The organism is Aquimarina brevivitae (assembly GCF_004216895.1).
GTDB lineage: Bacteria > Bacteroidota > Bacteroidia > Flavobacteriales > Flavobacteriaceae > Aquimarina > Aquimarina brevivitae.
In genome coordinates this window covers 1,527,717-1,539,903 of the sequence record NZ_SGXE01000001.1, presented here as the reverse complement: position 1 = coordinate 1,539,903, position 12,187 = coordinate 1,527,717, and the positions used below count along the sequence as shown (strand labels likewise).

14 protein-coding genes are annotated in these 12,187 nt (G+C 35.7%); 11 read left to right on the top strand and 3 right to left on the bottom strand.

Annotated elements, in window-relative coordinates; genetic code table 11:
- Window positions 1-87 precede the first annotated feature (87 nt).
- From trpB to trpA, 3 genes are read left to right on the top strand one after another with little or no spacing between them, the layout of a single operon-like run.
- A complete protein-coding gene (trpB, locus tag EV197_RS06770) occupies window positions 88-1,269 on the top strand; it encodes a tryptophan synthase subunit beta (protein WP_130285965.1) in 1,182 nt (393 codons plus the stop codon).
- Between the two features lie 52 nt (window positions 1,270-1,321).
- Window positions 1,322-1,621, top strand: coding sequence for a GIY-YIG nuclease family protein (locus tag EV197_RS06765; protein WP_130285964.1), 300 nt, complete (start codon window positions 1,322-1,324; stop codon window positions 1,619-1,621).
- Window positions 1,622-1,671: 50 nt separating this feature from the next.
- Window positions 1,672-2,433 (top strand): tryptophan synthase subunit alpha, encoded by a 762-nt coding sequence (gene trpA / locus EV197_RS06760; protein WP_130285963.1) that lies wholly within the window; start codon window positions 1,672-1,674, stop codon window positions 2,431-2,433.
- Window positions 2,434-2,644: 211 nt separating this feature from the next.
- On the opposite strand, the gene EV197_RS06755 is transcribed toward trpA, so the two are convergent.
- Entirely contained in the window at window positions 2,645-3,460 is an 816-nt protein-coding gene (locus EV197_RS06755; protein ID WP_130285962.1) for a hypothetical protein, read from the bottom strand.
- A 263-nt stretch (window positions 3,461-3,723) separates the two neighbouring features.
- On the opposite strand from EV197_RS06755, the gene EV197_RS06750 reads away from it, so the two are divergent.
- From EV197_RS06750 to EV197_RS06730, 5 genes are all read left to right on the top strand, one after another.
- On the top strand, window positions 3,724-4,392 hold the full coding sequence (locus EV197_RS06750; RefSeq protein ID WP_130285961.1) for a hypothetical protein: 669 nt from the start codon (window positions 3,724-3,726) through the stop codon (window positions 4,390-4,392).
- A gap of 36 nt (window positions 4,393-4,428) precedes the next feature.
- Window positions 4,429-5,052 (top strand): hypothetical protein, encoded by a 624-nt coding sequence (locus EV197_RS06745; RefSeq protein WP_130285960.1) that lies wholly within the window; start codon window positions 4,429-4,431, stop codon window positions 5,050-5,052.
- A complete protein-coding gene (locus EV197_RS06740; protein WP_130285959.1) occupies window positions 5,028-5,819 on the top strand; it encodes a sensor histidine kinase in 792 nt (263 codons plus the stop codon). Before EV197_RS06745 ends, EV197_RS06740 begins: the two co-directional genes overlap by 25 nt.
- Complete coding sequence (locus EV197_RS06735; RefSeq protein ID WP_130285958.1) at window positions 5,809-6,462, top strand: response regulator transcription factor; 654 nt, start codon at window positions 5,809-5,811, stop codon at window positions 6,460-6,462. Before EV197_RS06740 ends, EV197_RS06735 begins: the two co-directional genes overlap by 11 nt.
- 159 nt (window positions 6,463-6,621) lie before the next feature.
- Entirely contained in the window at window positions 6,622-6,750 is a 129-nt protein-coding gene (locus EV197_RS06730; protein WP_130285957.1) for a 30S ribosomal protein THX, read from the top strand.
- A gap of 65 nt (window positions 6,751-6,815) precedes the next feature.
- On the opposite strand, the gene EV197_RS06725 is transcribed toward EV197_RS06730, so the two are convergent.
- Window positions 6,816-8,081 (bottom strand): NHL repeat-containing protein, encoded by a 1,266-nt coding sequence (locus EV197_RS06725; RefSeq protein WP_130285956.1) that lies wholly within the window; start codon window positions 8,079-8,081, stop codon window positions 6,816-6,818.
- Between the two features lie 273 nt (window positions 8,082-8,354).
- Here EV197_RS06725 and EV197_RS06720 point away from each other — a divergent pair, with 273 nt between their 5' ends.
- The 3 genes from EV197_RS06720 to EV197_RS06710 all read left to right on the top strand — a co-directional run bounded on the left by EV197_RS06720 (window position 8,355) and on the right by EV197_RS06710 (window position 10,132).
- The gene (locus EV197_RS06720) at window positions 8,355-8,864 is read left to right on the top strand and encodes an RNA polymerase sigma factor (protein WP_130285955.1); all 510 of its coding nucleotides are present in this window, start codon (window positions 8,355-8,357) and stop codon (window positions 8,862-8,864) included.
- Complete coding sequence (locus EV197_RS06715) at window positions 8,845-9,465, top strand: hypothetical protein (RefSeq protein WP_130285954.1); 621 nt, start codon at window positions 8,845-8,847, stop codon at window positions 9,463-9,465. The genes EV197_RS06720 and EV197_RS06715 overlap by 20 nt, the downstream gene beginning before the upstream one ends.
- A 232-nt stretch (window positions 9,466-9,697) precedes the next feature.
- On the top strand, window positions 9,698-10,132 hold the full coding sequence (locus tag EV197_RS06710) for a hypothetical protein (protein ID WP_130285953.1): 435 nt from the start codon (window positions 9,698-9,700) through the stop codon (window positions 10,130-10,132).
- Window positions 10,133-10,220: 88 nt separating this feature from the next.
- Here the strand turns inward: EV197_RS06710 and EV197_RS06705 are convergent, their stop codons facing one another.
- Entirely contained in the window at window positions 10,221-12,011 is a 1,791-nt protein-coding gene (locus EV197_RS06705; protein ID WP_130285952.1) for an SLC13 family permease, read from the bottom strand.
- Between the last annotated feature and the right edge of the window lie 176 nt (window positions 12,012-12,187).

Genomic DNA, 12,187 nt, shown 5'->3' with positions numbered 1-12,187 from the left:
CCTGGACAATGTCCAGGGATACAGCGTATAGCCCGACCCTGACTCGATAGCTATCGAGATCTGGGGCACGCCAAAAAAAATAAAAAAATGAGCTATACAGTAAATGAAAAAGGATATTATGGAGATTTTGGGGGTGCATTTATCCCCGAAATGCTGTATCCAAATGTAGAAGAGTTGCGTACCAGCTATCTTCAGATCATGGAAACACCTTCGTTTCAAAAAGAATTTAATCAATTACTAAAAGATTATGTAGGTAGACCTTCTCCCCTATTTTATGCCAAGCGACTCTCTGAGAAGTACAATACTAAGGTGTATTTAAAACGCGAAGATCTCAACCATACCGGTGCCCACAAAGTGAATAATACGATTGGTCAGATCCTGGTAGCCAAACATTTGGGTAAAAATAGAATCATTGCCGAAACGGGTGCAGGCCAACACGGAGTAGCGACGGCTACGGTTTGTGCGCTAATGGGAATACAATGTGTAGTGTATATGGGAGAAATTGACATTGAGCGTCAAGCTCCAAATGTGGCACGTATGAAAATGTTAGGTGCAGAAGTTCGCCCCGCTAAATCAGGTAGCAAAACCCTTAAAGATGCTACTAACGAAGCGATCAGAGACTGGATCAATAATCCAGTAGATACCCACTACATCATTGGATCCGCTATAGGACCTCATCCATATCCGGATATGGTTACTCGATTTCAGGCCATAATTTCAGAAGAGATTAAATGGCAGCTCCAAGAAAAAGAAGGAAGAGAAAACCCAGATTATGTAGTAGCTTGTATCGGTGGGGGTAGTAATGCAGCAGGAACGTATTATCATTTTTTGGACAATCCTGAGGTGGGTATCATAGCTGTAGAGGCTGCTGGTAAAGGCGTACATTCCGGAGAAAGTGCCGCAACTTCGCAGTTGGGTAAAGAAGGTATCATACACGGTTGTAAAACCTTACTGATGCAAACTAATGACGGTCAAATAACGGAGCCCTATTCGATCTCTGCGGGCTTAGACTATCCTGGCGTAGGACCTTTACATTCGCACTTATATCGTACCGGCCGTGGAGAATTCTTTTCGGTAACGGATGATGATGCCATGACGGCAGGATTAGAACTATCGCAATTAGAAGGAATCATCCCTGCGATTGAAACCTCGCACGCACTAGCGATATTTAATGATAAAAAATTTAAGCCCGATGACATTGTGGTCATTAGCTTATCAGGTCGCGGAGATAAAGATCTCAATACGTATATCGATTATTTTAAACTCTAATAGCTTAAGTTGTCCATTTCCGCGTAGGCGGAAATCCCAAAACCATTAATAAATGATTAATGATGAAACGCTCTTTTATGTATATATCTTAACAAATAAAAATCATACTGTACTTTATGTAGGTGTTACTAGTGATCTAAAAAATAGACTAAAACAACATCACAATGGGTCTAAAGGCAGTTTTACAAAAAGATATAAGGTTGATAAATTGGTTTACTTTGAGAGTACTAAATATATCAACAACGCAATCAAAAGGGAGAAACAAATAAAAAAGTGGAATCGGGAGTGGAAAATAAATTTAATTAACGATATAAATTCTGACTGGGAAGATATTTCTTATCGTTTAGGATAATAATTAAAAAGATTTCCGCTTTCGCGGAAATGAAAAATAAATATATTTCAATGAACAGAATCAACAAAAAATTAGCAGCAGATAAAAAACTGCTCTCTATATATTTTACAGCAGGATATCCTGAGCTCAATGACACCGTGAAAATTATTGAGGACCTTGAAAAAAATGGTGTAGATATGATCGAAATAGGATTGCCTTTTAGTGATCCCTTAGCCGATGGACCTACTATACAAGAAAGTTCTACAGCTGCGCTTAAAAATGGTATGACCACTAAATTACTGTTTGAGCAATTGGCAGACATCCGTAAAACAGTATCCATACCTTTGATTATTATGGGGTATTTTAACCCTATGATGCAATATGGTGTTGAAGCCTTTTGTGCCAAGTGTCAAGAGATTGGTATAGATGGACTAATCATACCTGATCTTCCTGTAGCCGAGTATCACGAACATTATCAGCATATATTTGAAAAGTATGGCTTGGTCAATGTATTTTTAATTACTCCACAAACCTCGGATGAGCGCATTCGCTTTATTGATCAGGTTTCTAACGGGTTTATCTATATGGTAAGTTCTGCCAGTACTACCGGAGCAAAAAACACCTTTGGAAACGAACAATCCAACTATTTTGATAGAATTGCCGCACTACAACTACAAAATCCACAAATTGTTGGTTTTGGGATTAGCAATAAAGCAACATTTGAACAAGCTACCAAAACCGCCAAGGGTGCGATTATTGGGTCGGCTTTCATTAAGCATTTGACCCATAATGGAGTGGATTCCATTGCTGATTTTATATCCAGTATTCGATAACTACAAAAACCGGGAGCTAATTAATCTCCCGGTTTTTAAAACACTAATTAGTAAAACCTATTATTAATATACAGGTCCACAATAAGGATTAAATGATTTCAGTTTTACCCAGAAGCTTAGCTACCAGGATCTGACTAATCGTATTATTCACCTTGAGGGCACCGGTATGGTTCAGATCCAATCGCTCTAGACACTCCTTCTATGCTTTAGATTAAATCCACGGACAAGCTCCTGAGCAATGAACTTTTATTGCATATAACGCCCAGAATCCTGCTGTTGCTATTATACAGGCTATAAATCCAGGACCTGAAAAAATACATGGGATCAGGGTGATCAACCAATAGAATGCTCCCCAGCCAAAAATCCTCCATCTATTCTTTCGCATACATTCCTTGCACTTATTTTTTTCAGCAGTGAAATGATCTGTATAGATAAATCCTTTTACGACAGAAGCGTATAAAAGCATTACATTTCTTTCGCTTAAGGAGAGTTCTTCCTGTTGAGTAACTCTTTCTTTAAAAGCATCGACTTCTCGCAGGTATTGGTCTTTAGTAAGATCTTGGCGCATCACCTCATCAAGGCCTTTGAATAAATTTAATTGCGCATCAGTATAGATGTTATTTGATCCTAGCAAGTCGATAAATTCATCTACCGTAGCTTCATCATTAGAAAGGATTCTCTGGCCTTGAACATAAAAGGACTCTACATCAATTTCTTTTTCTCCTTTGAAACGTAGGTATTCGTTAAACAGTTCTAAATTAGGAGTGTAATCCCCAACAACTTGTTGTAAGCCTTCCACATCATTAAACTGATCGGCATTCTTAATGAGAGCAGCTTCTAATTCCTCGATATGCCCACCTGATTGGAGCTCTTCGAGTTGTTTAAAATTAAAAGATGCTTCTTTCTGCCCCTCTATAATTTCAATGGGCCTGGTTTCAGTGCTCTCTTTACTTTCTTCTTTTTCGCAACTGATAAAAAAGAATAAGCAAGCCATAATTGGCACTGTAATAAATTTTAAATTTTTCATTATTAATGGTTTTAAGATTTCCTACTCTTACGATTTTCGGTTTCCTCGATCACTGTGCATTGTGATTATTTTTGTTTTCGAAGACAAAGCTGCGACAAACCCTAAGAATTGGTGCACGTAGAAAAACCTTAAAAGTCATTTGGATCGACCTTAATCGTTTAGGTTATTTAACCCTATGGGATCGGGTTACATTTAGTTGGCATAGCATCTTATATTTTTGTTATTTGCACACCTATTACAAACCACTTAAAACTATTCACACTATGATCACTACAATTTTACTTATCACGGTTAGCATCGGTTTTGCTGCTTATGTATATTTTAATCCTCCACAAAACTTAAGTTTTATACAAAATCCCAATGTGATAACTATGAACTATTCACGCGAGGCTATGAGTGATTTACAGGTTAATCTGGTCCACGATATGACCAATGGATACAAACAGTATCAGTTAGATTACATCAAAAAGGCAATGAAAGACGATGCCTACTCCATATGGTTTGATCTTGAAACGATAAAAAAGTTTGTGTACCACGTGGAAATTAATGCCAAGAATAATGGTGTGTCCAGCAGAGACTTAGGATTGCGCATTTACTATTCCCGATACCCAGAGATGGAAACCTGGCAGCATCAGTATACAGATTTGGCTGATTTTTTGAATGATCCAGAAACTACAAAATACCAAGAGCGACATACCTTAGTGATGATACCCACAATAAACAAAGAAGGCGTTCAAATGGATTTTAATCCTAAGGATGATAGAACCTACACTGAGAAAATGGAACTATTCCCAGAGTATCAGGCAACAAGTACAACCCGATCGATACCCGCTTTAACTATTACCATAGGGAATGGTGGCCCCAATAACACACCTGGTCAAAATCACGGAAGCCTTATTCCTCCCGCTGACGATACAGGAGAATCTTTTTAAAACACAATGCCGGATTTTTATTACATACTTAAACCCATGCTTTTAATCGCAGAACTTGTGGCAGCACTCGTTGGTTTATACTATCTGATTACCCGAAATATTGGGTATTGGAAATACTTTTCCTTCTATTTGGTTTTTATCGCACTGCAAGAAAGCTTTTGGCATTTTGGATTTGGGATAGACCCTAACGTAAAACAAAATTATTACGCCTATTTTGGCATCCCCGTGCAATACCTTTTTCTATATTGGTTATATGCCTTTAATTCGCTTCAAATGCCAAAGCTCTTTTGGAGTTGTGTAGGACTATATCTCTTATCGTACATACCCATTGAGCTATGGTTAAAAAAATTGAACGTTTTATATGCACTTAATTTAACTATCGGTACCGTAATCTTAATGGGATTAGCGCTTTTAGAATTTTTAAAGCAAATAAGGGATGACAGTATTCTAAATTTTAGGCAAAATAAAATGTTTTACATTAACGCTGGGGTCGTACTTTTTTATGTGGGAACTTACCCTTTATTCTGTTTTTATGAACAATTAAGAACCAGGTATCAATCCATTTGGAATTACTATTTTTTGTATTTTCTTTTAGCTAATATTAGCATGTATTTATTATTTACATTTTCGTTTTTATGGGGGACACGTGGTTCAAAATAATGCTATTACTTTTTAATGTAATTTTCCTGGGGTTTATTCTTGGTATTGTGCTTTTCATCTATCAGTACAAAACCAAAAAGAAGGCACATCAAAAACAGCTGGTTCTCAAGGATGAATTGCATAAAAAAGATTTATTGGAAGCCGAAATGGAAATTCAATCGGACACCATGCAACACATTGGTCAAGAAATCCACGATAGTGTAGGGCAAAAATTAACCTTGGCGAGCTTGTATTTAAAACAGCTACCCCTAGATGACTTTACCACCCAACAGGCAAGTCCGATTCAATCCGTTACTGATATTATTGATAATTCACTGGAAGAACTTCGTCAAATTTCAAAGTCCCTTACCCAAAGTAATCTAAAAGATAAAGATTTGATTTCATTAATCGAACAGCTATGCAATCGAGTAGAAAACTTAAGTAAATGTAAAGTAGCTTTCGTATATGATCAAGAAATTACGCTACGAAATCATACTACTAAAACCGTAATTTATCGAATTGTACAAGAGTTTATACAAAACAGTATTAAACACGCAAAATGCAGTTTAATTGAAGTAAAGTTAACACGGTTCAATCATAAGCATTCATTGCGACTACAGTTGTCAGATAATGGGATTGGTTTTGATTTAGGTCAAGATACAGCAAAGGGCATTGGCTTAGAAAATTTTAAAAATAGAGCGGCGATGATTGGAGCCGAGTTACAACTCAATAGTCAACACAATAAAGGAACACAACTAACTTTAGACATCGAAAACTATGGCTTATAATATTGTTATTGTAGATGATCACGTTTTAATTGCGGATGCATTAGCAGAAATTATTTCTAAGTTTAACAATTTTAATGTGGTCTATACCTGTGCAAATGGCTTAGATCTACAACAAAAAATCGGAAAAACTATAGTCCCTGAAATTATACTTCTCGATATCAGCATGCCGGAAATGGATGGTTTTGAAACCGCCAAATGGTTACAAAACAAGTACCCAGACATTTTAATCATGGCACTTAGTATGCAAAATGATGATGCAAGTTTGATCAAAATGATTAAATGTGGGGCTAAAGGCTATATGCTTAAAAATATAAAACCAGCTGAATTAGAGCAGGCGTTGCAGCAGTTAGCTCACAAAGGAAGATATTTCCCCGAGTGGGCGGCGATCAAAGTTTTTGATAGTTTACACGAAAGTGACCAAAACGCAACAGAAGATTTAAAATTATCAGAAAGAGAGATAGAATTTTTGAAGTACACGACCACAGAGATGAGTTATAAACAAATCGCTGAAAAAATGTTTTGTAGTCCTCGAACTGTGGAAAACTATAGAGATAGCCTTTTTACTAAATTAGAAATTAAAACAAGAGTAGGTCTCGCTGTTTATGCGGTTAAAAATGGATTCTCCATTGAAGAAAAAGAGTAAGCAAACTGAATACTACTATTTTTTTGTAGTTATAATTTAGCTAAATAAATCTTAAAAGCTACGTGAAAATTTCCTAATTTCTTTTGAGCTCAATTGTAGATATGTATTTTAAAGTATCAAGTTTTTATAATACAAATTAACTTTAAAAAACACATTCATATGGGAAAAGGAGATAGAAAAACCAAAAGAGGAAAAATTCATATCGGTAGTTACGGACGTAAACGACCTAGAAAGAAATCAACCATGGTTTCTAAAATCGAAGCTGGCATTAAACCCGATAAAAAATAAACATAATTTAGCTATGATTCTAAGTAAATGGTCAGCGCAATTTGATTGTCCTGGCCTTTTTTAAATTACTCCCCTTTAGTAAAAAGGGTACTGATAAAATCATCTAATTTTTGCTTTTTAAGTTGAAGTACATCGGGTTTTACTCGCGCTATAAAACCAAAAGAATTACCTCCAACAGCCATATTCCCGGAAATATATAATCGGTTTTGCGTATCTAGCCGTATCTTATGGAGCTGTTCTACTGGATTATTTAACCGAATGGTAGCGATTCCATGAGTTCCGAATACATCATCAATAGTACCGTCTACATTTAATTTTTTAATGTGAATATCAAATTCATTATCCAGGCTCATAGACACCACAAATATTTCTCCTGACGGCGTAACGACAAATCGAGAATTAAAAATATCGGAATCCCCACCTATATGTCCATTATCCGTAAACGAGGTATCACGATTACCATTCAAGTCATACTTACCTATTCTATAAAGCGCTTCGGCATCACTAATGATTTGAGCGATGTAAAAGTTATTTTTGGAGAGTTCAATTTGATCCGTAGCACTAAACTCTTCTTCAGAACTCAGGCAATGTAATTCTTGATGATAACTTTGATCGGTTTGCCAACTCGCCACTCGTGTCGTTTGGTCCAGTTCATCTTCTTGTGTTTCTGAATAGGCCAGTAACAAATAATCATCTTGCATCGCTGCGCTATTAATTTGTTGGCAACGATTGGCATAAACACCTTGCGAAATTGTTTTACCGTATTTGGATAGTCTTAAAGTGGCGATATTATGTTCGGTAGTAGAAACACTAAAATCATTTATTTTAGCAACTACTACAATATCATCGTTAGCGGTGGTATACAAATATTGCCCATAATTATCATATTGATCTTTTGTAAGACTTTTGATATAGCTACCATTTTGTCCAAATTGGGTATTAAGCTCCCCCATAGCATCAAAAGTATGAATGTTGATCACCCAAGTAGTTCCATTCCATAAATTAGCTAATACTACAATGTCATTATCAGCCGTAGTACTTATTGCTACTGGTGTTGTACCTGCATTATCAAACAGCTGGTAATCGAAAGAAAACTGTTCATCTCTTTGCCCATCGGGTAATAATCGGGTAATAGAACGTTTTATTTCTGATTGATGTAGAACGATAAGCTTATGGTCTGTAGTTAATTTATAATCTACGATTTGAGAAGAAGTCATTTCTGGATTTCGAAGGATCCATATTCCATCTCTTGAAAACGAATCATCGAGTTGTTGCGTATATGCGTGGAAGCATAACACTGTAAAAAGGGAAATAATACAATATGGTTTCATAGCAAAAAGGGAAACTTATAATAAAGCCATTGCTATACTAAGGTGTCAAAAATAGATCCAGGGGAATGGATTTGGTTACAAAAAAAAGGATTAATTCATTACGACACAATGAGTTTTTGACAATAATATGCACAAGTTATTAGCAATTCTCTAATCCATATCACCTAGTATTAATATGCATAAGGGTTAAAAGCATTCGGAGTAAAAAATTAGAAAAAAGTGTGATTTTTTATATTTAATTGCGAATAATAGTATAGAAACAGGTATACAACAGTGAATAAGAAAAAAAAGTCAGAAAGGTTTCAAAAGCTCATACAAGACTATAAAGGTATTATTTATAAAGTGCTTCAGATATACTGCAAGAATGCTGAAGATCGAAAAGATGTAGAACAAGAAATTTTGTTACAATTATGGAAGTCACTCGATAACTACAATGATAGCTATAAGGTTTCTACCTGGATGTATAAAATCGCTATGAATGTAGCGATTTCTTCCTATCGAAAAAACAGTAAGACACCAAAACCTTTGCCCGCTTCCTCAATTTTTAGTGAAAAAATAGAAGAATTGAATGAAGAGGAAAGCCCATATAAACATATTTTGAATCATTTTATCAAAGAGTTAAATGAGTTTGACAAGGCACTGATGTTATTATACCTAGAAGACTATAGTTATAAAGAAATTGGAGAACTCATTGGAATTACAGAAACCAATGTAGGTAGTAAACTGAATCGAATAAAAAATAAATTCAAAAAAAAATATCAAAATGGAATTACAGGATTTTAAAGCAATGTGGAATACAAAGCAGCAACAATTAGAACAGCAACTCGAAATCCATCAAGAGCAATTATTGGCGATCACTTTACAAAATAACAAAAGTAACTTTGAGAAATATCTCAATTTTGCCATTGTAGGTAGATACCTTGCCTTGGTTTATTGTCTTATATCTTTGGGGCTTATCGCTTCAATGCCTTATGAATTTAGGTATAGCATACCTTCAGGTTTAGGAGCTTTGGCTATGTTATTTTCTTTTTTTCAACATTCACCCTTGAAAAAGTCTAATTATAGAGCAATGAACCTTATTGAACTTCAAAAGAACATAACCACTTTTAGAATCCATACCTTAAAACACGCCAAGTATGACAAAGGTATTGTACTACTTTGGTTTTTAACCACCATTCCTATTTACCTCAATGTATTTTATGATATAGCCTTATTTTCTAGCATCTCACACATTTTAATCTTCATACTTACCGTAACCCTTATCATAGTTGTTACCAAGATTTTACCATTGGATATCTATAAAAAATGGGATAAAGAATTAAGAGAAGCTACAGAAAAATTACAAGAAATAAATCATTATCAGGTTGGTGATCTAAAAAGATAGCTCAAAAAGATATGTCAACTTAACAAACCTAATTTATAATTCTTGAATTAAGCTTCGATTTTTCAAGGTAAACCGGGTGTTCTCCTAGTATTTAGGATGTTAGTTTTGTCTTTCATTTACATTTTTTTACCTATGACGTAAGTTCCAACAGCTCGATATCCTGCAACACACCTATTTATTACAGGTTATTATCATAAAACAAATCTTAACACATTTTAAAAACAAACACCACATGAAAAAAAATTTAACTTTGGTCGTCTTATTATTCACAGCCCTTTTTTTAGGTTCTTGCAAAAATGATGATGATTGTACAGCTTCAACACCTCCCTATATGGGCATAGAACTGGGATACTTTGATGATGCTGGAACTTCTTTAATCGCCACCTCCTACAATCAAGATCAATTTCGAATTTTTAATGAAACTTCTGAGGTGTTTATTACTCCCGGCTCTATTAATGGAATCCAAAGACTTTCTTTACAACTCATAAATTTTGAATCAGATACGGATTATTACATCGAACTAACAGATAATGATACAGACACCATTCAGTTACAATATGAACTCATACAGCAGTCCTGCTTTAACACCTATGATTTACGGGAAGTATTTTATAATGGAGAACCCGTACAAATCGAAGACGATATTATAGTTGATATCATAAAGTAACTGTAGCAAAAAAACGAATAGTTAATGATACGGGCACCTCTGAGTTATTCACAGGTGTTTTTTTAGTTCGTCAGCCATCATTTTTCTACTAAAACGGATAAAATACCGGAATCAGTACGGTTGCTAATAGCCAAAAAAGTACATTTAAGGGAAGTCCTATGCGTATAAAATCCTTAAATTGATAATTACCTGCACTGTATACCATCGTATTGGTTTGATACCCTATCGGAGAGAAAAAACTGGCACTACCCGCAAATGCAATGGCCACCAGTAATGGAGTAGCACTAATGTGCAATCCCTCTGCTATGGCAATACCTATAGGTGCAAATAGTGCCGCTGCCGCATTGTTGGATATCACCCCGGTTAAAATCGAAGTAAGCAAATAAAGGACAGACACCACAACGTACGGACCATAGGCTTCGCCTACCTGATCCACAAGAAAATAGCCTATGAGCTCTGAGACTCCACTGGCTGCCATAGCACGTTCCAAACTTAGCGCCCCAGCCAGTAAAAAAATCACTTGCCAGTCTATATTCTTATAAGCATCCTCCATCGTAATCACATTAGTCACCGCTAAAAAAACTATACCCGCCAGTGCAGCTATTCCGATAGAAACAATACCTAATGACGCCGTTAGTATCACACTGAGTATAGTCAAAGTTGCTAATAGCAAATCCTTTTTCTTCACTTTTCGCATTGGTGTTTCTCGAAATATCAAAAAAGGGGAACTGCCCATTTTTTGATGTTCCATAATAGCATTATATCCCGTTTCATCGGTCTGTACTAAGAGTACGTCACCAGATTTAAGCATAACGTTTCCAAGGTCTTCGAACTTTGATTCTCCGCGTTGTCGTATTGCTAAAATATTAGCATTAAACCGTTTATTAAATTCAATATCTTTAATCTTTTTACGAAGTATATCAGAATTGGATTGTAAAATCAATTCAATCAGTTTAGTCGCTTCCTTAGGAAATTTTTTCTCTGCAAATCGATCTACAATAAATAAGTTATCACTTTTTAAAATCTGCCTAATTTTCTGCAAATCACCTCTTACCAATAGCACATCCCCTTCTTCGAGTTCAAAATCTTCTTTGGGCGTTTCCGTTTCGTGTATACCTCGCTTTACGCGAAGGATTTCTAAATAATTATTTTCGTGATTAAATACATTTTCGATGGTGGGTACTGCTTCATTAGTTTTGACTGTATACCGTATTTCTGTTAAAAAATTATCGATTTTATTGCGATTTTCATCCTCTGTAAGCTCTTCTCTCTCGGGTATCAGCTTTTTACCAAACAAAATCAAATACACTACACCAACAATGGCAAATATAACGCCCAAGGGGGCTAATAAAAACATAGAAAATTCGCCAAATCCATTTTCAGCTGAGATACCACTGACCAATAAGTTCGTTGACGTACCAATCAAGGTACACATACCACCAAACATCGCTACGAAAGAAAGCGGAATAAGAAATCGTGAAGCCGATAATCCTGATTTTTTAGCAGATTTACTAAGCACAGGAATAAAAGTAGCAACTACGGGAGTGTTATTAACAAATGCTGACATAGTACCGACTAAGGCAGCCAATCCTGAAATGGATATAGCATAATTCAACTTCAAAAATCGGGTGATCGATGGACCTATACGCTCTATGATGTTGGTGTTTATAATGGCTGCTGACAAAACAAACATGGCCATAACCGTAAGCACGGCCTCGTTGGCGAAACCTTTTAGCCCCTGCTGCGTAGTTATTACCCCGCTTAACACTAAAACCACTATCATACCTAATGAGATAACATCTACCGATACCTTTTCAGTAATGAACAAAATAGTAGCTACCAGCATGACTCCTAGCGTTATGTAAGCGTCTATACCCATTAATGATTTTTTTGTTAAGACCAATTTAGTCGCATATACGTTTTCATCTTCATAAAACCTTTGCTTTCATGCCTTATTACAACAAGATACTAAAGAAAATGATCTTTTTTAAATTGTAGATACATTACCATACTAGCCGAACCTTGATTCTGGATTTATTAGCTTACATTTAAACT